At 70.2% G+C, this 19,758-nt stretch carries 21 protein-coding genes; 11 read left to right on the top strand and 10 right to left on the bottom strand.

Annotated elements, in window-relative coordinates:
- The 3 genes from QMK34_RS05760 to QMK34_RS05770 all read right to left on the bottom strand — a co-directional run.
- On the bottom strand, positions 1–275 hold a 275-nt coding region (locus QMK34_RS05760; RefSeq protein ID WP_326412295.1), incomplete at its 3' end, for an alpha/beta fold hydrolase.
- Positions 276–287: 12 nt separating this feature from the next.
- Positions 288–1,394, bottom strand: a complete 1,107-nt coding sequence (locus tag QMK34_RS05765) for an NAD(P)H-dependent flavin oxidoreductase (RefSeq protein WP_326412296.1) — start codon at positions 1,392–1,394, stop codon at positions 288–290.
- A complete protein-coding gene (locus QMK34_RS05770) occupies positions 1,375–3,003 on the bottom strand; it encodes an acyl-CoA synthetase (RefSeq protein ID WP_326412298.1) in 1,629 nt (542 codons plus the stop codon). Before QMK34_RS05770 ends, QMK34_RS05765 begins: the two co-directional genes overlap by 20 nt.
- A 61-nt stretch (positions 3,004–3,064) precedes the next feature.
- Here QMK34_RS05770 and QMK34_RS05775 point away from each other — a divergent pair, with 61 nt between their 5' ends.
- Positions 3,065–3,850, top strand: coding sequence for a crotonase/enoyl-CoA hydratase family protein (locus tag QMK34_RS05775; protein WP_326412299.1), 786 nt, complete (start codon positions 3,065–3,067; stop codon positions 3,848–3,850).
- 187 nt (positions 3,851–4,037) lie between these two features.
- Here QMK34_RS05775 and QMK34_RS05780 read toward each other — a convergent pair whose 3' ends face one another.
- Entirely contained in the window at positions 4,038–5,585 is a 1,548-nt protein-coding gene (locus tag QMK34_RS05780) for an acyl-CoA synthetase (protein ID WP_326412301.1), read from the bottom strand.
- A 98-nt stretch (positions 5,586–5,683) separates the two neighbouring features.
- Between QMK34_RS05780 and QMK34_RS05785 the strand changes: the two genes are divergently transcribed.
- From QMK34_RS05785 to QMK34_RS05800, 4 genes are all read left to right on the top strand, one after another.
- Complete coding sequence (locus QMK34_RS05785; RefSeq protein ID WP_326412302.1) at positions 5,684–6,652, top strand: Zn-ribbon domain-containing OB-fold protein; 969 nt, start codon at positions 5,684–5,686, stop codon at positions 6,650–6,652.
- Between the two features lie 7 nt (positions 6,653–6,659).
- The gene (locus tag QMK34_RS05790) at positions 6,660–7,712 is read left to right on the top strand and encodes a thiolase domain-containing protein (protein ID WP_326412304.1); all 1,053 of its coding nucleotides are present in this window, start codon (positions 6,660–6,662) and stop codon (positions 7,710–7,712) included.
- The gene (locus tag QMK34_RS05795) at positions 7,709–8,875 is read left to right on the top strand and encodes a thiolase domain-containing protein (RefSeq protein ID WP_326412306.1); all 1,167 of its coding nucleotides are present in this window, start codon (positions 7,709–7,711) and stop codon (positions 8,873–8,875) included. Before QMK34_RS05790 ends, QMK34_RS05795 begins: the two co-directional genes overlap by 4 nt.
- A gap of 254 nt (positions 8,876–9,129) precedes the next feature.
- The gene (locus QMK34_RS05800) at positions 9,130–9,396 is read left to right on the top strand and encodes an HNH endonuclease (protein WP_326412307.1); all 267 of its coding nucleotides are present in this window, start codon (positions 9,130–9,132) and stop codon (positions 9,394–9,396) included.
- Here the strand turns inward: QMK34_RS05800 and QMK34_RS05805 are convergent.
- On the bottom strand, positions 9,368–10,411 hold the full coding sequence (locus tag QMK34_RS05805) for a YhjD/YihY/BrkB family envelope integrity protein (RefSeq protein ID WP_326412309.1): 1,044 nt from the start codon (positions 10,409–10,411) through the stop codon (positions 9,368–9,370). The two genes, QMK34_RS05800 and QMK34_RS05805, sit on opposite strands and share 29 nt — an antisense overlap.
- A gap of 118 nt (positions 10,412–10,529) precedes the next feature.
- Here QMK34_RS05805 and QMK34_RS05810 point away from each other — a divergent pair, with 118 nt between their 5' ends.
- A complete protein-coding gene (locus QMK34_RS05810; RefSeq protein WP_326412310.1) occupies positions 10,530–11,246 on the top strand; it encodes a DUF4383 domain-containing protein in 717 nt (238 codons plus the stop codon).
- Between the two features lie 305 nt (positions 11,247–11,551).
- Here the strand turns inward: QMK34_RS05810 and QMK34_RS05815 are convergent, their stop codons facing one another.
- Entirely contained in the window at positions 11,552–12,181 is a 630-nt protein-coding gene (locus QMK34_RS05815; protein ID WP_326412311.1) for a class I SAM-dependent methyltransferase, read from the bottom strand.
- Between the two features lie 97 nt (positions 12,182–12,278).
- On the opposite strand from QMK34_RS05815, the gene QMK34_RS05820 reads away from it, so the two are divergent.
- Complete coding sequence (locus QMK34_RS05820; protein ID WP_326412313.1) at positions 12,279–12,869, top strand: helix-turn-helix domain-containing protein; 591 nt, start codon at positions 12,279–12,281, stop codon at positions 12,867–12,869.
- Positions 12,870–12,878: 9 nt separating this feature from the next.
- Here QMK34_RS05820 and QMK34_RS05825 read toward each other — a convergent pair whose 3' ends face one another.
- Positions 12,879–13,667, bottom strand: coding sequence for a transglutaminase-like domain-containing protein (locus QMK34_RS05825; RefSeq protein WP_326412314.1), 789 nt, complete (start codon positions 13,665–13,667; stop codon positions 12,879–12,881).
- A gap of 23 nt (positions 13,668–13,690) precedes the next feature.
- Positions 13,691–14,917: a cytochrome P450 gene (locus QMK34_RS05830; RefSeq protein WP_326412315.1), complete on the bottom strand. Its 1,227-nt coding sequence runs from the start codon at positions 14,915–14,917 to the stop codon at positions 13,691–13,693.
- A 251-nt stretch (positions 14,918–15,168) separates the two neighbouring features.
- Between QMK34_RS05830 and QMK34_RS05835 the strand changes: the two genes are divergently transcribed.
- The 4 genes from QMK34_RS05835 (at position 15,169) to QMK34_RS05850 (ending at position 17,998) form a co-directional block, all read left to right on the top strand.
- The gene (locus QMK34_RS05835; RefSeq protein ID WP_326412317.1) at positions 15,169–16,299 is read left to right on the top strand and encodes a steroid 3-ketoacyl-CoA thiolase; all 1,131 of its coding nucleotides are present in this window, start codon (positions 15,169–15,171) and stop codon (positions 16,297–16,299) included.
- A gap of 176 nt (positions 16,300–16,475) precedes the next feature.
- Positions 16,476–16,910 carry an SRPBCC domain-containing protein gene (locus tag QMK34_RS05840; protein WP_326412318.1) on the top strand — a complete coding sequence of 145 codons (435 nt, stop codon included), beginning with the start codon at positions 16,476–16,478 and terminating at the stop codon, positions 16,908–16,910.
- Positions 16,897–17,256: an ArsR/SmtB family transcription factor gene (locus QMK34_RS05845; protein WP_326412319.1), complete on the top strand. Its 360-nt coding sequence runs from the start codon at positions 16,897–16,899 to the stop codon at positions 17,254–17,256. Before QMK34_RS05840 ends, QMK34_RS05845 begins: the two co-directional genes overlap by 14 nt.
- 7 nt (positions 17,257–17,263) lie before the next feature.
- Complete coding sequence (locus QMK34_RS05850; RefSeq protein WP_326412321.1) at positions 17,264–17,998, top strand: DUF899 family protein; 735 nt, start codon at positions 17,264–17,266, stop codon at positions 17,996–17,998.
- A 30-nt stretch (positions 17,999–18,028) separates the two neighbouring features.
- Here QMK34_RS05850 and QMK34_RS05855 read toward each other — a convergent pair whose 3' ends face one another.
- Both QMK34_RS05855 and QMK34_RS05860 read right to left on the bottom strand, forming a co-directional pair.
- Positions 18,029–18,925 carry an SDR family oxidoreductase gene (locus tag QMK34_RS05855; RefSeq protein ID WP_326412424.1) on the bottom strand — a complete coding sequence of 299 codons (897 nt, stop codon included), beginning with the start codon at positions 18,923–18,925 and terminating at the stop codon, positions 18,029–18,031.
- Positions 18,925–19,704 carry an SDR family oxidoreductase gene (locus QMK34_RS05860; protein ID WP_326412322.1) on the bottom strand — a complete coding sequence of 260 codons (780 nt, stop codon included), beginning with the start codon at positions 19,702–19,704 and terminating at the stop codon, positions 18,925–18,927. The genes QMK34_RS05855 and QMK34_RS05860 overlap by 1 nt, the downstream gene beginning before the upstream one ends.
- Between the last annotated feature and the right edge of the window lie 54 nt (positions 19,705–19,758).

A 19,758-nucleotide genomic window follows, 5' to 3' on the forward strand; every position in this document is an offset into this window, starting at 1 on the left:
AGGTCGATCCGGTCGAGGCCGAGGTGCTCGCGCAGCGCCTCGACGTCGTCGACGAGCCGGTCACAGCGGTAGGACGTCGTGTCCACGGGCACCGCGGAGGCGCCGGTGCCGCGCAGGTCCAGCAGGATCAGCCGCCGGTGGGCGGACAGGCCGCCGAGTTCGTCGAGGTACGCCGAGGCCTGCATCGGGCCGCCGGGCAGGCAGATCAGCGGCGAGCCGTCGCCGAACACGTGATAGGCGAGCTCGGTTCCGTCGGCCGCGGTGAAGGTAGGCATGCCGCCATCTTGTCAGCGCGTCTTGTCCAACCGGGCCAGGGTTTCCGCATAGCCGCTCACGAGTTCGGCGATCACGTCGGCGACCGGGCGGATCCGGTCCATCCGGCCGACGATCTGGCCGACCGGCATCGACACCACCGTCGGGTCGCCGGACTGGTGGATCCTGTTGTGCGCGGGGGAAACCAGCAGGTTCTGCAACGGCATCGGCAGCGGCTCGGGCGCGTCCGCGGCGGCCCACGCCTCCGTCCACCGCGTCTTCAGCAGGCGGGCCGGTTTTCCGGTGTAGATCCGCGTTCGGACGGTGTCGGCCGACCCCGCGGCGACGAGCGCCTGCTGCATCGCCTCGGACCCGGTCATGGTCTGGCGGTATTCCTCGGTCGCCAGCCAGAACGAGCCCATCCAGACGCCGGCCGCCCCGAGCGCGAGCGCCGCGGCCACCTGCCTGCCCGAACCGATGCCGCCCGCGGCGAGCACCGGCACCCGGTCGCCGACGGCGTCGACGACCTCCGGCAGCAGGACCATCGACGCGATCTCGCCGGTGTGCCCGCCCGCCTCGTAGCCCTGCGCGACGACGAGGTCCACGCCGTTGTCGACATGTCGAACGGCGTGTTCGGCCTTGCCGGCCAAGGCCGCCACCGGGACGCCGTGGGCGTGTGCCTGCTCGATGACGTCCACCGGCGGTGAGCCGAGCGCGTTCGCGATCAACCCGATCGGGTGTCTGAGCGACACCTCGACGTGCGCCCGTGCGACGGAATGCAGCCAGCCGAGCACGCCCGCGCGCTCGTCGACGTCGTCGGGAAGGGGTGGCACCGCGAGCTCACGCAGGGTCCGGTCGACGAACTCGCGGTGTGCCTGGGGGATCAGCTTCGCGAGATCCAGCGAGGTCCCCTCGGCGGGGACCTTCGCGGGCATCACGATGTCGACCCCGTACGGCTTGCCGCCGGTGTTCTCGTCCATCCAGCCGAGGACCGCGTCGAGCTCCTCGGCGTCGTTGAACCGCACGCAGCCGAGCACGCCCATCCCGCCCGCGCGACTGATCGCGGCGGCGACGTGCTCGGACGGGGTGAACCCGACAATCGGCAGGTCGATGCCCAGTCGGTCACACAGTGACGTGCGCATCGGGGCCCTCCGTGGGTTCGTGCTCGTCGGCGTAGGCCTGCGCCCACCGGTAGTCCGGTTTCCCGCTCGGGGTGCGGCCGATCTCGTCGGCCACCCAGACCGTGCGCGGCACCTTGTACCCGGCGATCTCGGTGCGCACGTGCGCCTCGATCCCGGCGAGGTCCGGCGTCGTGCCGGGCCGGGCCTGGATCACCGCGGCGACGCGCTGGCCCAGCCGCTCGTCGGGAACGCCGATGACGAGCGCGTCGAAGACGTCCGGATGCGACTTCAGCGCGCCCTCGACCTCTTCGGGATAGACCTTCTCGCCGCCGGTGTTGACGCATTGCGAGCCGCGCCCGAGCAGCGTGACCGTGCCGTCCTCCTCGTATCGCGCGTAGTCGCCGGGCACCACGTACCGCGCGCCACCGGCCTCGACGAAGATCGTCTTGCTCTTCTCGGGATCGTTGTAGTAGCCCAGCGGTACGTGCCCACGACGGCCGATGAGCCCGATCGCGCCCGGTTTCGCCTCGACGATGCCGCCGTCGTCGTCCAGCAGGATCGCGTCCTTGCCGAAGCTGACGCGCGGGCCCGCGGAGTGGTCGGAGTCCTTGCTGACCATGCCGATCCCGGTGAAGCCGCTTTCCGACGAGCCGATCGCGTCGGTGACGACGACGTTGGGCAGCGTGCGCAGGAACTCCTGTTTGACGCTCTGAGAGAACAACGCGGCGTGGCTCGACACCGCGACGATCGAGGAGACGTCGTAGTCGCCCTCGCGGTAAGCCTCGATCAGCGGGCGGGCCATCGCGTCACCGACGATGGTGAGGACCTGGACCTTGTTGTCCTGCACGGCTTTCCAGACCTCATGCGGATCGAACCGCGGCACGAAGACCACCGTGCTGCCGGTGAAGAGCGCCCCGAAGGCCGCCCATTGAGCGGCGCCATGGATGAGCGGTGCGGCCGGGAGGCGGACGAGGCCGCCCGCCTTGCCCTGCTCGGCGAGCGTCCATTCGTCCTTGACGTACTCGCCGGTGACGAAATTGATGCCGCCACCGAGCGCACGCCAGATGTCCTCGTGGCGCCAGAGTACGCCCTTCGGATAGCCGGTAGTGCCGCCGGTGTAGAGGATGTAGAGGTCGTCGGCGCTGCGCTGCGCGAAGTCCCGCTCGGGGGAATTGCTCGCGAGCGCCTCGTCGTAGTCCACGCCGCCATAGGGCGACGGGTCGCCGTCGCTGCCGTCGTCGATGACGACAACGTGTTTCAGTTTTGGCATTTCGGGCAGGACGGCGGCGACCTTGTCGCAGTACCGCCGTTCGTGGACCAGCGCGACGAGATCGGCGTTGCCGAACAGGTATTTCAGTTCACCGTGGACGTACCGGTAGTTGACGTTGATCGCGATCGCGCGCAGCTTGTACGCCGCGATCATCGATTCCAGTGCCTCGATGGAGTTCCGTGAGTAGACACCGAGGTGGGACCCTGGCCCCACGCCGTGTGCGGCGAGATGGTGCGCCAGCCGGTTGGCGCGCTCCTCCAGTTCGGCGAAGGTGACCCGCCGGTCGCCGCAGACGACCGCGACGCGTTCCGGCACGGCGTCGACGGCGTGCTCGATGAGATCCGCGATGTTGAGTGCCACTCCCCCAAAGTAGAACATGTTATCGTTCTGGGCAATGGCCCCGACCGAGGAGGAGTGCCCGGTGACCGAACCGCACGCGCTGGTGGACAAGCACGGGCACACCCTGGTGGTCACGATGAACCGGCCCGAGGCGCGCAACGCGCTCACCGGCGAGATGCTCGGGCTGATGGTCGAGGCCTGGGACCGGGTCGACGCCGACGCCGACGTCCGGTGCTGCGTGCTGACCGGGGCGGGCGGCGCGTTCTGCGCGGGCGCGGACCTGAAGTCGATGTCCCGGCGGGCGCCGAGCGACGCGTTCGCGAGCGGGTTCGACCCGAGCCGGATCGAGGGACTGCTCAAGGGCCGCCGCCTGACCAAACCGCTGATCGCGGCCGTGGAGGGCCCGGCGATCGCGGGCGGCACGGAGATCCTGCAGGCCACCGACCTCCGGGTGGCCGGGGAAAGCGCGAAAGTCGGGGTGTCGGAGGCCCGCTGGGGCCTGTACCCGATGGGCGGCTCGGCCGTCCGGCTGCCGCGGCAGATCCCGTACACGGTCGCGGCGGACCTGCTCCTGACCGCACGTCACATCACCGCCGCCGAAGCGCGCGAGATCGGCCTGATCGGTCACGTCGTCCCGGACGGCACGGCCCTCACCCGTGCCCTGGAACTGGCGGACCTGATCGCCGCGAACGGTCCCCTCGCGATCCGCGCGATCCTCAAGACCATGCGCGACAGCGAGGCCATGCACGAGCACGACGCCTTCAAACTCGACGCCCAGTACGGCATCGAGGTCTTCGCCAGCGCCGACGCCAAGGAAGGCCCCCGCGCGTTCGCCGAAAAACGCCCACCCCGCTACACCGGCCACTGACCCGCCCAATCACGCGTGTGCGCTCCCCAATCACGCGTGGCGTCCGTCTGATCACGTGTGTCCGCCGTCTGATCACGTGTGGCTGAATCGGTGGGAGTGTGATCGGAAGGAGGGCATGCGTGATCAGACGGCGCACACGCGTGATTGGGAAGCGCACAAGCGTGATTGGACGGACGGGACTCGGGAGTCAGGGCCAGTAGGGGGCGCGGAGTTTGCGTTTGTAGAGCTTGCCGTTGGGGTCTCGGGGTAGGGCGTCGGTGTAGTCGATGGTGCGGGGGAGTTTGAAGCGGGCCAGGCGGGTGGCGGCGTAGGCGAGGATCTCGGCGGTGAGGGCCGGGGTGGGGGTGACGCCGGGGGCGGGCTGGACGACGGCCTTGATCTCCTCGCCCCAGTCCTCGTGGGGGATGCCGAAGACGGCGATGTCGGCGATCTTCGGGTGCATGATCAGCTCGCCCTCGATCTCCGCCGGGTAGATGTTGACGCCGCCGGAGATGATCATGTCGGCCTTGCGGTCGTGCAGGTAGAGGTAGCCGTCCTCGTCGAGGTGGCCGACGTCGCCGAGCGTGAACAGGTCCCCGGCGCGCGCTTTCTCCGTCTTCGCCCGGTCCTTGTGGTACTCGAACTTCGAGTCACCCATCCGCATGTACACCGTGCCGGGCTCCCCCACCGGCGCTTCCGCGCCGGCGTCGTCGAGGACCTTGATCGTCGAGCCCGGCCACGGCAACCCGACCGACCCGGGCTTGCGCAGCCACTCCTCCCCCGAGATCACCGTGCCGCCGCCCTCGGTCGCCGCGTAGTACTCCGTGACCACCGGCCCCCACCACTCGAGCATCCGCCGTTTGACTTCCAGCGGGCAGGGCGCGGCACCGTGGATCATCACGCGCAGCGAGCCGAGGTCGTAGCGCGAACGGACCGCGTCAGGCAGCCCGAGCAGACGCCGGAATTGCGTCGGCACCAGGTGACTGTGCGTCACCCGGTGCTCCTCGATCAGCCGCAGCATGTCCTCGGGGTCCCACCGGTCCATCAGCACCGCGGTATGCCCCAGCTGCACCGAAATCGCGACGAAGTTGAGCACCGCCGTGTGATAGAGCGGCGAACCGCACAGGTGCACGTGGCCGTCGGACGGGCGGATGCCGAAGACGCCGAAGAACCACGTCGACGCCGCCGGGACGTCGTCCGGGTCGGCGCCGGTCAGCGGCCGCCGGACGCCCTTGGGCCGCCCGGTCGTGCCCGAGGTGTACAGCATCGGCGAGCCCGCCGTACGCCGCTCGGGCCGTCCGTCGCCCTCGCCGGAGCCGAGCTCCTCGATCCGCCGGAACCCCGGCACCTCCCCGACCGCGAATCGGGCCTGAGCAGGCACACCTGCCTCGTCGGCCGCCGCAACCGCGACATCGGCGAAGCGCTCGTGCGCGAGAAACGCCTTCGCGCCGCTGTCGGCGAGGATGTACGCGACCTCCGGGCCGATCAGATGCCAGTTCACCACCACCACGTACAGCCCGGACTGGACGGCCGCGAAGTACGCGGCCAGCAGCTCGTCGCCGTTGGGCTGGAGGATGACGATCACGTCGCCGGTCTCCAGCCCGAGCGTCTGCAGCCCGCGCGCGTGGGAATTCGCCTTCGCCGCCAGCTCCCCGTACCCGACCGAACGGCCGTCCGGGTCGACGAGCGCGACCCTCTCCGGCTCCTGTTCGGCGATGCTCCACAGCCCGAGCGTCTCCGCGGTTGTCGTCGCCATACCCGCAAATCTAGAACCTGTTCCACCTCTAGGCAACCGTCCAGACCCATTTGCACGGCGATCTTGCCGACGAATCGAGAACGTGTTTCACTCAGGACGTGACTGAGACCACGCTGTCGGCACCCCTGGACGTGGGGTTCGACTACACGCGTTCGACCGGCCCGATCGTCGGCCGGTTCGTCAACTCGCTGCGCGAACGCCGCATCGAAGGCGTGCGCGGTAGCGACGGCCGGGTGCACGTCCCGCCGATCGAGTACGACCCGGTGACCGCGGCTCCGCTGACCGAGTTCGTCGAGGTCGCGACCGAGGGCACCGTCGTCTCCTGGTCCTGGATGGCCGGGCCCCTCGAAGGCCAGCCGCTGAGCCGCCCGTTCGCGTGGGCTCTGATCAAGCTCGACGGCGCCGACACCGCGATGCTGCACGTGGTCGACTCGGACACCGTCCACACCGGACTCCGGGTCCGCGTCCAATGGGCAGCCGAGACCGTCGGGCACATCCGCGACATCGCCTACTTCGTCCCCGTCGGCAGCGAGGGCACCGAGCCGACGTCACCGCCGCCGCCCGTCGCGAAACGCGACGAAGGCGCGCCGGTCACCGTGGTCATGACGCCCGTGCACCTGCACTACCTGCACTCCGTGTCCCCCGGGGAAAGCCGCTACCTGCGGGCACTCGGCGAAGGACGGCTGATCGGCCAGCGCTGCCCCGCCTGCGAGAAGGTCTACATCCCGCCGCGCGGCGCCTGCCCGACCGACGGCGTCCCGACCACGGACGCCGTCGAACTCGCGGACACTGGCATCGTCACCACGTTCTGCGTCGTCAACGTGCCGTTTCTCGGCCAGCGCATCACACCGCCGTACGTCGCGGCGTACATCCTGCTCGACGGCGCCGATATCGCGTTCCTGCACCTCGTGCTGGGCTGCGACGCCGCCGACGTCCGGATGGGCCTGCGCGTGCGGGCCGCCTGGAAACCCCGGGGCGAGTGGCAGACCTCGCTGGAGAACATCAGCCACTTCGCGCCGACGGGCGAGCCCGACGCGTCGTACGAATCCTTCGCCCACCACCTGTGAGGTCGCCATGCCAGACGTAGCCGTGGTCGGCTTCGCGCAGGCTCCCAACGTCCGCGAGACCGCGGGCACCACCAACGGCGTCGAGATGCTCGTGCCGATCTTCGCCGAGGTTTTCGCGCGAACCGGATTGTCCAAAAAGGACATCGGGTTCTGGTGCTCCGGCTCGTCGGACTACCTTGCCGGGCGGGCCTTCTCGTTCATCGCGGCGGTCGACGCCATCGGCGCGTTCCCGCCGATCCACGAATCGCACGTCGAGATGGACGCCGCCTGGGCACTGTACGAGGCCTGGCTGAAGATCAGGATGGGCGAGGTCGACACCGCGCTCGTCTACGGCTTCGGCAAGGCGAGCGCCGGGCAGCTACGCCGGGTGCTCTCCCTGCAACTCGACCCGTACGTCGTCGCGCCGCTCTGGCCGGACTCCGTCAGCATCGCCGGGCTGCAGGCCAGACTCGGCCTGGACGCGGGGCTGTGGAGCGAGAAGGACCTCGCCGAGGTCGCCGCCCGCAGCCGCCGGGACGCCGTCGGCAACCCCGCGGCACAGCTGTCCGGCGAGGTCGAGGTCGCCGACCTGCTCGACACCCCCTACTTCGCGGATCCGTTGCGGGCGCACGACATCGCGCCGGTCACGGACGGCGCGGCCGTCATCGTGCTGGCCTCGGCCGAACGCGCCAGCGACCTCGTCGACCGGCCCGCGGTCATCACCGGCATCGAGCACCGCGTCGACTCCCCCGAGCTCGGCGGCCGCGACCTGACCCGCTCGCCGTCGACCGAACTCGCCGCGCGGGCACTGGACCTCGACGGCGTCGAGATCGCCGAACTGCACGCGCCGTTCACCCACCAGGAGCTCATCCTGCGGACCGCGCTCGGGCTCGGCGACGGAGTCAGGATCAACCCGTCGGGGGGTGCGCTGACCGGGAACCCGATGTTCTCCGCCGGACTCGCCCGCATCGGCGAAGCCGCGGCGCGGATCCACCACGGCGACGCCCGCAAGACGCTGGCGCACGCGACCAGCGGCCCCGCGCTGCAACAGAACCTCGTGACCGTGCTGGAGGCGCGATGAGCAGGCAGCTCGCGGCGGTGCTCGGCACCGGCCAGACCCACCACCGGGCCAAACGCCAGGACGTCTCGATGCCAGGACTGCTGCGCGAGGCGATCGACCGCTCGATGGCCGACGCGCAGGTCGGCTGGGCCGACATCGACGCCGTCGTGCTCGGCAAGGCGCCGGACCTGTTCGAGGGCGTCATGATGCCCGAGCTGTTCCTCGCCGACGCACTGGGCGCGACCGGGAAACCGTTGCTGCGCGTGCACACCGCCGGTTCGGTCGGCGGGTCGACGGCACTGGTGGCGACGTCACTGGTCCAAGCAGGCGTCCACCGGCGCGTGCTGACCGTGGCGTTCGAGAAGCAGTCCGAGTCCAACGCGATGTGGGGCCTGTCGATCCTGCCGCCGTTCCAGATGCCGGTCGGCGCGGGCGCCGGTGGGTACTTCGCGCCGCACGTGCGCTCCTACATCCGGCGGTCGGGCGCGCCGGACCACATCGGCGCGATCGTCGCGGCGAAAGACCGTCGCAACGGCGCGCTGAACCCGTACGCGCACCTGCGGCAGGCGGACATCACCGTCGAGTCCGTCCAGGCGTCGCAGATGCTGTGGGACCCGATCCGCTACGACGAGACCTGCCCGTCTTCAGACGGCGCGTGCGCGATGGTGATCGGTGACGAAGCCGCCGGTGACGCCGTCGAAGGCGGCGCGGCCTGGATCCACGCGACGGCGATGCGCACCGAGCCGACCACGTTCTCCGGCCGCGACCAGGTCAACCCGCAGGCCGGTCGGGACGCCGCCGCCGCGTTATGGCACGAGGCCGGGATCACCGATCCACTGTCCGAAGTGGACGTCGCCGAGATCTACGTGCCGTTCTCCTGGTTCGAACCGATGTGGCTGGAGAACCTCGGGTTCGTGGCCGAGGGCCAGGGCTGGAAAGTCACCGAGTCCGGGGAGACCGCGCTGGGCGGCCGGTTGCCGGTGAATCCCTCCGGTGGGGTTCTGTCGTCCAATCCCATTGGGGCGTCAGGAATGCTGCGGTTCTCCGAGGCGGCCAAGCAGGTCATGGGCCGGGCCGGGGCGTACCAGGTCGACGGGGCGCGGGTTGCGCTCGGGCACGCGTATGGGGGCGGGTCGCAGTACTTTTCGATGTGGGTGGTGGGGGCGGGTAAGCCCGGCTCGTAGTCTTCGCTTCGCTGGTTTTAGGGATTTGTCCTCACCGGACGGGCTGGCTCCGGGAAGGCCTGGGTTGGGCGGGCCCGTTGCTGTTGTTTAGGTGCTGCGACGCAGGAGTTGTCCCCGCCGTGCTCAACGGTGCCGGGGAGGTCCTCGACCTCGGCCGCACCGTCCGCACGGCCACTCCGGCGCAGCGACGAGCGTTAACCCTGCGGGACAAAGGTTGTACCGGACCAGGTTGCTCGCGAGGTCCGAAGTGGTGTGTGGCTCACCACCTGGCCCACTGGAGCGACCCCGGTGGTGCCGGAGGCCGGACAGACATCATCAACCTCAGCCTGGTCTGCGAAGGATGCCACCGCCTGATCCACCATGGCGAGTGGGATATGCGACTACGCCACGGAATCATCGAATGGCTACCCCCGAAGTGGCTTGATCCGGAGCGAAGACCCATCCGCAACACCGCACACGACCCACCCCGCCAGTGCAACCGACGGCAGAAACTCACGAACCCTTGCGCCGCCACGGTTTGAGCGCCCACAACGTCCCGAGCACGCCCGTCACCACGCCCAGCGCGGCGGGCCCGACCGGGCTCGAGCGCGGCACCACCATCGGGCGCAGGACCACCGGCGACGGCGGCTGGACCGGCCGCGGCGGCGCGTCGGAGCCGGTGGCCGTCCACGCCGTGATGAACACCAGCAGCCGGGCGACCAGCGAAATGAAGAACAGCAGGCCGATCACCGAGCCGAAGGTCGCGCCCGTCGGGGAGTCGCTGATCAGCCGGAGGTAGATGCCCCCGGCCTGCTTCAGCAGCTCGAACCCGATCGCCGCCGCGATCGCGCCACGGACCGCGCTGCGGACGCCGACCGGATCCCGGGGCAGCCGCGTGAGCACCCACAGGAACACGAGCCAGTCGGCCAGCAGCGCCAGCGGGATCGACGCCGCGGACAGCAGCTGATGCCCCCAGCTGGTGTCCGCCAGCCCGGCGAGCCGCAGCAGGTAGCCGCCCAGCGCCGTGCCGGAGATCGTGATGGAGAACGAGACGAGCAACGCCGCGGACAGCCCGAGCAACGCGACCAGGTCCTTGACGATGAGCTGCCAGAACGGGATGTCGGCCCGTTTCTGGCCCCACAGCGCGGTGAGCGCGTCCCGCAGCGCGTTCGTCCAGTTCCAGCCGGAGTACAGCCCGACGATCAGGCCCAGCACGCCGACGTTGGTGCGCTGGTCGATGAATTTCTTCAGCACCTTGCTCGCGTCCTCCCCGAACGAGCCCGGCAGCGTGTTGGTGATCGCGTTGAGCAGCGAGTCGCGCAGGTGCGGCTGGCTGGCCAGCACGAACCCGGCGATCGACGTCCCGACCATCACGAGCGGGATCAGCGACAGCAGGCTGAAGTAGGTGATCGAAGCGACGTACTGGTACCCGCCGTAGTCGACATAGCGGTTCGTTGCCCTGGCGAGGTGGTCGAGCCACCGGTACCGGGCCCGCAGCCGCTTCCAGCGGCTGGGCGGGGCCGGCTGGGGCGCCGGGAGGTGCGGATGACGGTTCACTGTCCCTGTCTACCCAACGCTTCCGGCCCACGGCCGGACAGACACGCGTTTGCCCCGGTGCCGCTCTGGGTATTCACCCCCGGAAGAGCTTCGGCTCACTCATCGAGAGGATGACGTCATGGCTCGCTCACCACGCGCGCGTGTCCGGGTGGAAGGTCTGCAACCAGTGCAGATCCTGGCCGGCTTGATCGGCCTGGTCTTTCTGGTCGCGGGAATCGTGGGCTTCACGCGCACCGGTTTCGGGAACTTCACCGGTCATCACGACGAGACCCTGTGGCGCTTCGGGATCAACCCGTTCCACAACCTCCTTTCCGTGGTCACCGGCCTGGTCGGCCTGGTGTTCGCGCTGAGCCGTGGACTGTCGAGGTTCTACGGCCTGCTGCTGCTCGTCGGCTACGGCGCGTTGTTCGTCTGGGGCCTGATGATCTCCGGCACGGTCTCGGGCAACCCGGTTTCGCGGGCGGGCAACCCGTTCGACCTCAGCACCAACGTCACCTGGCTGCACCTCGGCGTCGCGGTGCTGGGCCTCATCGTCGCGATGCTGCCCGCGCGCAAGATCGCCCGCGTGGACGAGCCGGAGCCGGTGCGGGACGAGGAAGCCGCCGACGACCTCGGCGGCAAGCACACCACCGAACAGCACTCCGTCGCGCGGAGCGACGTCATGCAGAACGACGTGGTGCGGAACAAGACCGCCGCGATCGACCCGCCGACCCAGCCGGTCCCGGCCCAGCCCGTCGGTGCCCGTTCGGCCGACGAGCAGCCCACCGACGAGCACGCCACCGGGCCTGGGTGGCGCCCGCGTCGCTGGACCCGGCACGCCAAGCAGGACAGCTGACACACGGCAGTCCGGCGCTCTTGACATCCCGGCGACGCAGGCGTTAATCCTTGACGAACCTCCCGGCACTTTCGCGAGAAGGTGCCGGGAGGTTTTTCGGCCGCTGCCAACGTTGTCGCCCCTGGCGCCCGCGCGGGCGTCACCGGCGCCGTCACCATCGATCCCGCCCGGCGCGAGATCTCGGGCGACAACCCCGATCGGCAGGACTCGAACCTCGGCCCGTTCAAGGTGCCGAACTTCAAGGGCTCTTCGTCGCGACCTTCGACACCGCGTTCGACAGCTTCGGCGCCAGCTAACGGCGCCGGTCAGCCGTGTCGTGTGGCGCGCACGACGACGTCGTGTAGCGGGACGCTCCGGCCGTCCGGGGCGGTCAGCGTGCGGACGTGCTCTTCGGCGGTGACGATCGTCCAGCCGCCGGTGTCCAGGCCCGCGGTGATGGCCGCGGACGTAACCGACGCCTCGGCGGGAGAGCGGTGGCCGTGCCCCGTCGATCCCGCGGCGGGCAGGTGCCCGACGATGAGCAGCGTGCCGCGGGGCGCCACCCAGCGGGAGACGCGGTCGTAGAACGCCAGCTGCGACATCGACGGGTGGGCGTAGTGCGTCACGACCAGATCGAACGGCGCGACGGGCGCCCAGACGGTCAAGTCCGCCTGTACCCACTGCACCTTTTTCGAGACGTCGGCACCGGCCGCGCGGGCGAGGACCTCGGTGGAGATGTCAGCGGCCGTGACGTCCCAGCCGCGGGAGGCGAGCCAGCGGGCTTCGCCGCCTTCACCACATCCGGCGTCCAGCGCCGTGCCCGGTGTCAGGCCGCTGGTCTCGCGGGCCAGGTACGGATTGGTGCCTGTCGCGGGTTCGCCGCGGTGCGCCTGCTGCCAGTGCTTCTCCCAGTAGGGCCGGTCGAACTCGTGCGATGCCTCTGTGTGCTCGGCCATCTGCGTTCTCCTGGTCCGTTCGTGCGGTGTCGAGAACCACCGTGCATCGCGACCGGACCGATTGGCAAACTCTCTTGCCGAATGGCAAAGTGGCGGGATGGACGAAGCGACGGACCGGACCCTCGACGCCGTCGGGCCGAGGCTGAAGCGCCTCCGGCAACGGCGTGAAACCACGCTCACCGCGCTGGCCGACCAGACCGGCATCTCGGCCAGCACCCTGTCCAGGCTGGAGGCGGGCCTGCGTCGCCCCACGCTCGAGCAGCTCCTGCCGCTGGCGCGGGCCTACGGGGTCACTCTCGACGAGCTCGTCGACGCGCCGACGACGGGCGACCCACGCCTCAACCTGCGTCCGATCGCCTGCCAGGACGGCTCGACGATCCTGCCCCTGACCCGGCGGGCGGGTGGCATCCAGGCCTACAAGTTCGTCCTGCCCACCGGGAACGACGACGAGGAACCCGGCCTGCGCACGCACGAGGGTTACGACTGGGTCTACGTTCTGGACGGAACACTCCGCCTGGTCCTCGGCGAGCACGACCTCGTCCTCGAGCCCGGGGAGGCGGCGGAGTTCGACACCCGCACGCCGCACTGGTTCGGCGCCACCAGCTCAGGTCCCGTCGAGTTTCTCAGCCTCGTCGGCAGGCAGGGCGAGCGTGCCCACGTCCGCGCGGCGCCCAAACCGGCAGGGTAGCGCGCCCGCTCAGCGGAGGGCGACGAGCGAGGTGCCGTCGTCCTCGGGCAGGCCGGGTTCGCTCGTCGCGAGGACGGTGGCGCCGAGGAAGTCCAGCTCGCAGCCGAGGGTGGAGAGGAACGCGGTGTCGGCGGCGTCGCGGCCGGTCGCGATGCGGCTCATGCTCTGCCGCGGCGCCAGGTGGGTGGCGTCGAAGACATACCAGTGGCCGTCGATCGCGGCCTCGAACACGGCGTGGAAGTCCATCGGCGAGAGCCCCGGCGCGTAGACGGCCACGAACCGGGCCGGGATGTCGATCACCCGGCACAGTGCGATGCAGACGTGGGCGAAGTCGCGGCAGACGCCCTCACCCGCGAGGTAGCTGTCCACCGCGTCGTCGTTCGGGCCACCGGAACCGACCACATAGGACAGCTGGCCCGCGACGTGCGCGACGATGGCGTCGACCTTCGTCCGGTCGTCGGGCAGGTCGGCGAAGCGGCCCATCGCCAGCCCGCCCATGCGGTCCGAAGGGCAGTACCGGCTGGGCCGCGTGTAGAGGATCAGGTCGTCGGTGGAGACCGGCTCGGGTGCCGCGGCGGCCATCGCGCGCTCGGCGCGGTAACGGACCGTGTGCTCGCCGAGCGGCAGGTCCAGCACCTGGACGCGGGTGCCGCGGTCGAACTCAGCCGAGCGGGGCGGCACCGGGTAGACGAACTCCTCGCGCTCGGCCCCGCCCGCGATCGCGATCACGAAAGCGGCCGGACCGGGCTTCGTGACACGGAACGACATTTCGACATCGACGAGCGCGCGTGGGGACATGGCCCCCATGGTGCACGACGGCCTCAGGCGTAGCGGACCTGGTAGTGCTTGATCCCGTTGAGCCAGCTCGACCGCAGCCGTTCCGGCGGGGCGAGCTCGCTGATGGCGGGCATCACCTCGGCGATGGCGTTGAAGATCAGGTCGATCTCGAGCCGCGCCAGGTTCGCGCCGATGCAGTAGTGCGAGCCGGTGCCGCCGAAGCCCACATGCGGGTTGTCCGCGCGCAGGATGTCGAACTCCTCTGGCCGCTCGAACACCTCCGGGTCGAAGTTGGCCGAGCTGTAGAACATGCCGACCCGGTCGCCCTTGCGGATGTGCTGTCCGCCGAGGACGGTGTCGCGGGTCGCGGTGCGCTGGAACGCGACGACCGGGGTCGCCCAGCGGACGATCTCGTCGGGCGCGGTCTTCGGGCGCTCGGCGCGGTAGAGCTCCCACTGGTCCGGATGGTCGATGAACGCCTTCATCCCGTGGGTGATCGCGTTGCGGGTGGTCTCGTTCCCGGCGACGGCCAGCAGGATGACGAAAAAGCCGAACTCCTCCGACGCCAGCGACTCGCCGTCGATGTCGGCCTGGACGAGCTTGGTGACGATGTCGTCCATCGGGCACTTGCGGCGTTCCTCGGCCATGTTCCAGGCGTAGCCGACGATCTCCGCCGAAGCGGTCAGCGGCTCGACCTCGTACTCGGGGTCGTCGTAGGAGACCATCTGGTTGGACCAGTCGAAGATCTTGAGCCGGTCTTCCTGCGGGATGCCGAGCAGTTCCGCGATGGCCTGCAAGGGAAGTTCACACGCGACGTCGGTGACGAAGTCGCCGGAGCCCTTGGCCTTCGCCGCCGCGACGATGCGCTCGGCGCGGTCGCGCAGCGCGTCCTCCAGCTTCGCGATCGAGCGGGGCGTGAAGCCCTTCGACACGATCCGGCGGAGCTTGGTGTGCTGCGGGGCGTCCATGTTCAGCAGGACGAGGCGGTTGGCGTCGAGCTTCTGCTCCGTCATGTTCTCGTCGAAGCGGATGATCGCGGTCTTCTCTCGCGAAGAGTAGAGCTCGCTGTCGCGGGAGACCTCTTTGACGTCCTCCAGCCGGGTGACCACCCAGTAGCCGTCGTCACCGAACCCGGCAGTGTTGCGCGGCTGGGGATTCCACCAGACGGGCGCCGTCCGGCGCAGCTCCGCGAACTCCTCCAAGGGGAGCCTGGTCGCGTAGATGTCCGGGTCGGTGAAGTCGAAACCGGTGGGGATCAGCGGGACGGCCACGGTGCCTCCTGCAGGATTCGGCCATGGAACACGTTCTACGAACGATTAGAGCATACGGCGTTTACTTAGTGAAGAGTCCGCAGTGAAACCCGTTAACTCGATCATGAAATGCCAGGTAGAGCGCCGTTCGACGACTGTGCACCGATCGGCGGTTGACCTATCGATCTCTTGTCAAAAACAAGAACCTGTTCTAGTTTATGATCGTGTTCCGAGCTTCAAAGCAGTCGAGCTTCAAAGCAAAGGAGGCGAGCGTGGGTTGTCCCGTGATCGTGGAGGCCGTGCGCACCCCGATCGGCAAGCGGGGCGGCGTGCTCGCCGGCCTGCACGCCGCCGAACTCCTGGGCGCCGCCCAGCGCGCGCTGCTCGACCGGGCGGGTCTCGAACCGGCACTCGTCGAGCAGCTCATCGGGGGTGCGGTCACCCAGGCAGGTGAGCAGGCGGGCAACATCACGCGAACCGCGTGGCTGCACGCCGGGCTGCCGGAAACGACCGGCGCCACCACCATCGACGCGCAGTGCGGCTCCGCCCAGCAGGCCACGCACCTGATCGCCGGGCTCATCGCCGCCGGCGCGATCGAAGCCGGGATCGCCTGCGGCGTCGAGGCGATGAGCCGGGTCCCGCTCGGCGCGAACCGGGGTGACGGCGTGGGCTCCCCCCGGCCGGACTCCTGGTCGCTGGACCTGCCGAACCAGTACGGCGCGGCCGAGCGGATCGCCGTGCGGCGCGGCCTGACCCGCGACGACGTCGACCGGTTCGGCGCGGCTTCCCAGGCCAAGGCGGCCGCGGCGTGGGCCAAGGGCCGGTTCGACCGCGAGGTCGTGCCGGTGAAAGCCGGGACCACGCTCGTCACGCGCGATCAAGGGCTGCGGGAAACCACGGCCGACGGGCTCGCGCGGCTCAAGCCGGTCGTCGAGGACGGGGTGCACACCGCGGGCACGTCCTCCCAGATCTCCGACGGCGCCGCCGCCCTCCTGCTGATGGACTCCGACCGCGCGCGCGAACTCGGCCTGCGGCCCCGCGCGAAGATCCTCGCCCAGGCGCTGGTCGGCGCCGAGCCGTACTACCACCTCGACGGCCCGGTGCAGTCGACCGAACGGGTGCTGGCCCGCGCGGGCATGACGATCGCCGACCCAGACCTGTTCGAGGTCAACGAGGCCTTCGCCTCGGTTGTCCTTTCGTGGCAACAGGTTCACCGGCCAGACGTCGATCGCGTCAACGTCAACGGCGGCGCGATCGCCCTCGGCCACCCCGTCGGCAGCACCGGAGCCCGCCTGCTCACCACGGCCCTGCACGAACTGGAACGCCGCGACGCGAGCACCGCGCTGATCACGATGTGCGCGGGCGGCGCCCTCTCCACCGCCACGATCATCGAACGCCTCTGACCGCCCGGCCAGGGATCGAGCACGCGAGTCGCGGGTTTGCGGCGCACCCCCTTGAAGTCCCTGAAGGCCACCATGACGGCGTTTAACGCCGTCATGGTGGCCTTCAGGGACCTTGACGCAACCATGCGGTTGCCATAGTGTGGCAATCAATCGGTTGCTACTTACTGGAGGTCGTCATGGGTTTTCCTGATCGCATCGAACGGACCGTGGAGATCGCCCACCCGCCGGGCCAGGTGTGGACGGCGCTCACCACGGCCGAGGGACTGGGCACCTGGTTCGGCGACGAGGCGACGATCGACCTGTGTCCCGGCGGCGCGGGCCGGATGAGCTGGACGGACGGGCACACGGCGGGCCTGCGGGTGGAACGGGTCGAGGAGCCCACGGTGTTCGGGTTCACCTGGCAGATCTACGGGCTGCCCGAGGACGATCCCCGTCGCACCTACGTCGAGTTCACCCTCGAACCGACCGGCGCGGGCACCCGCCTGAAGGTGGTCGAAACCGGTTTCAGCCAGCTGCCGGACGACACGTACCGCAAGGAGTACGACGCCCACATCGAGGGCTGGGCGAACGAACTGGGCGAGCTGGCCGACTACCTCGATGCAGCCGCCTGACACCGAAGCGATCGCCGAACAGGTCTTCGGCGCTCTGGCCGACCCGAGCCGGCGCGCCATCCTGGCCGCACTGGCCGCGCGGGGACCGGCCACGGCCACGGACCTGGCCGAGCGGCTGCCGATCACGCGGCAGGCGATCGCCAAACACCTGGCCCTGCTGACCGAAGCCGGACTGGTGACGGCCGAGCCGGGCGAGCGGCGCCGGGTCCGGTACCGGCTGCGCTCCGCGCCGATGCGGGTGGCGCAACAGTTCCTGGCCGCGCTGGCCCGCGACTGGGACGGCCCGCTCGACGCGCTGAAAAACCACCTGGACCGCACTGTCGGCGGCCCAGCAGACGAAACCTGAGGACGTCATGACCGCATACGAGCAAGACCTGCCCCCGATCGTCGACCGCGCCACCTGGCAGGCCGAGCGGGACGCACTGCTGGTCCGGGAAAAGGCGCACACGCGCGCGGGCGACGCCATCGCCGCGGCCCGCCGACGACTGCCGATGGTGGAGGTGGACCCCGCCACACCGCTGCTCGGACCGGACGGGCCGGTCACGCTGCTGGACGTGTTCGAGGGCCGCCGACGGCTGATCGCCTACTTCCACATGTGGCACACCGGCCACGCCGCCGCCGGACAGTGCGAAGGCTGCACGTTCTACAACGGCCAGGTCCGCGAGCTGTCCTATCTGCATTCGCGCGACGTCACCTACGCCACGCTGTGCCAGGGCCCGTACGACCAGAGCGTCCGCTACCGCGACTTCATGGGCTGGGACGTGCCCTGGTACTCCGCGCGGGACTCGCTCGACACCCTTCTCGCCGGGCGCGCCGCCTTCATGCTGGCGTGCTACCTGCGCGACGGCGACCGGGTGTTCGAGACCTACTGGACCACCGGCCGCGGCGTCGAAGTGATGGCCCCCAGCTACGGGCTGCTGGATCTGACCGCCCATGGCCGCCAGGAGGCCTGGGAGGACTCCCCCACCGGCTGGCCCCAGCCGTGGAAGGTCGACAGCGAGAACCTCCGCGCCAACGGGCGCCCCACGGCTCAGTGGTCCCGTCTCGAAGCCGGACGCTCCGATGACCTGGACGCCGTCATACGTTGAGACCCGCGACATCATGAGAGACCCGCGACTTCAGCCACCGTAGACGGGATCGGCGGCGGGGGCCTCGGCCAGCAGCTCGGTGACGACCGGGCCGAGCTCGGCCGGGGTCCAGCGGGATCCCTTGTCCCGCACCGGTCCGTGCCGCCAGCCGTCGGCGATCGAGACCCGGCCACCGTCCACTTCGAACACCCGGCCGGTGACCCCGGAGGAGGCGGCACTGCCCAGCCAGACCACGAGCGGCGACACGTTTTCCGGTGCCATGGCGTCGAAACCTTCGCCGGGGGCGGCCATGCCGGCGGCGAACGCCTCCTCGGTCATGCGGGTCCGCGCGGCGGGCGCGATCGCGTTCACGGTGACGCCGTACCGGCCGAACTCGGCCGCCGCCACCAGCGTGAGCCCGAGGATCCCGGCCTTCGCGGCCGAGTAGTTCCCTTGCCCGACACTGCCGAGCAGCCCGGCGCCGGAGCTCGTGTTGATCACGCGGGCGTCCGGCTTCCGCCCGGCTTTCGTCTCGGCGCGCCAGTACTGCGCGGCGTGCCGGGCCGGGGCGAAATGCCCCTTCAGGTGTACGCGGACCACCGCGTCCCACTCCTGCTCGCCGAGGTTGACGAGCATCCGGTCCCGCAGGAATCCGGCGTTGTTCACCAGCACGTCGAGCCGCCCGAACGACTCGATCGCCGTTCGCACCAGCCTGGCCGAGCCTGCCCAGTCGGCGACGTCGTCCGTGGTGGCGACGGCCTCGCCCCCGAGCGCCTCGATCTCGTCGACGACGTCCTGCGCGGGGCCCGCCGAGCAGCCGCTGCCGTCCGGCGCGGCACCGACGTCGTTGACGACCACGCGCGCGCCCTCCGCGGCGAAGGCGAGCGCGTGCGCCCGGCCGATGCCCCGCCCGGCGCCGGTCACGACGACCACCCTGCCCCCGGCGATCACACCGGCTCCTTGCCCAGCGCGGCGGAACTCGCGGCGAGGAAGGCGGGAACCTCTCCCCCGCCATGGACGGCGAGCCGCGCGCCGCTGACGTAGGACGCCAGCGGCGAGGCCAGGAACACCGCGCAGGCACCGATCTCGTCCGGCTCCGCCAACCGTCCTAACGGGACTGTCGCGCCCACCGCGGCGACCGCGTCCTCGCCGCCGTAGTGCAGCTGCGCGAGCTCGGTGCGCACCATGCCGACGTCCAGCGCGTTCACCCGGACCTTCGGCGCCCACTCGATCGCCAGTGTCGAGGTGAGGTTGTCGAGCCCGGCTTTCGCGGCGCCGTAGGACACCGTGCCCGGCGAGGGGCGGGTGCCGCTGACGCTGCTGATGTTCACGATCGAACCACCGGCTTCCTGGTGTTGCATAACGGCGTTCGCCGCCCGCGCGAGGTTCAGGGGGGCCAGCAGGTTCAACGCCACCACCTTGGCGTGGAACCGCGGCGAGGCGCTCGCCGCGTCGGCGAAGGGAGCGCCCCCGGCGTTGTTGACGAGCACGTCGAGGCGCCCGTAAGTCCGCCGCACCTCGTCGATCAGCCACTCGACGGACTCGGGCTCGCGGACGTCGCAACGCAGGAACGCCGCGCCGGGCAGCGGGTTCTCCGGTTCGGTGCGCGCGCACGTCACCACCCGGGCGCCCGCCAGGAGGAACGCGCGGGTGATCCCGGCGCCCACCCCGCGCACCCCGCCGGTGACCAGCACCACCGCGTCGTCGAGCCGAAGTTCCAGTGCCACCGGCGACCTCCCGCGTCCGCTGTACCCCGGCCGGGCACCCTGCTAACGTACCAA

It is taken from the genome of Amycolatopsis sp. H20-H5, assembly GCF_035828755.1.
Lineage (GTDB): Bacteria > Actinomycetota > Actinomycetes > Mycobacteriales > Pseudonocardiaceae > Amycolatopsis.

What these genes read in the sequence shown, in the direction of transcription:
- QMK34_RS05810 (WP_326412310.1), top strand. Translation starts at nt 10,530, where the DNA reads ATGGCTCGCTCACCACGCGCGCGTGTCCGGGTGGAAGGTCTGCAACCA.
- QMK34_RS05790 (WP_326412304.1), top strand. Translation starts at nt 6,660, where the DNA reads ATGCCAGACGTAGCCGTGGTCGGCTTCGCGCAGGCTCCCAACGTCCGC.
- QMK34_RS05845 (WP_326412319.1), top strand. Translation starts at nt 16,897, where the DNA reads ATGCAGCCGCCTGACACCGAAGCGATCGCCGAACAGGTCTTCGGCGCT.
- QMK34_RS05820 (WP_326412313.1), top strand. Translation starts at nt 12,279, where the DNA reads ATGGACGAAGCGACGGACCGGACCCTCGACGCCGTCGGGCCGAGGCTG.
- QMK34_RS05780 (WP_326412301.1), bottom strand. Translation starts at nt 5,585, where the DNA reads ATGGCGACGACAACCGCGGAGACGCTCGGGCTGTGGAGCATCGCCGAA.
- QMK34_RS05850 (WP_326412321.1), top strand. Translation starts at nt 17,264, where the DNA reads ATGACCGCATACGAGCAAGACCTGCCCCCGATCGTCGACCGCGCCACC.
- QMK34_RS05765 (WP_326412296.1), bottom strand. Translation starts at nt 1,394, where the DNA reads ATGCGCACGTCACTGTGTGACCGACTGGGCATCGACCTGCCGATTGTC.
- QMK34_RS05795 (WP_326412306.1), top strand. Translation starts at nt 7,709, where the DNA reads ATGAGCAGGCAGCTCGCGGCGGTGCTCGGCACCGGCCAGACCCACCAC.
- QMK34_RS05825 (WP_326412314.1), bottom strand. Translation starts at nt 13,667, where the DNA reads ATGTCCCCACGCGCGCTCGTCGATGTCGAAATGTCGTTCCGTGTCACG.
- QMK34_RS05815 (WP_326412311.1), bottom strand. Translation starts at nt 12,181, where the DNA reads ATGGCCGAGCACACAGAGGCATCGCACGAGTTCGACCGGCCCTACTGG.
- QMK34_RS05840 (WP_326412318.1), top strand. Translation starts at nt 16,476, where the DNA reads ATGGGTTTTCCTGATCGCATCGAACGGACCGTGGAGATCGCCCACCCG.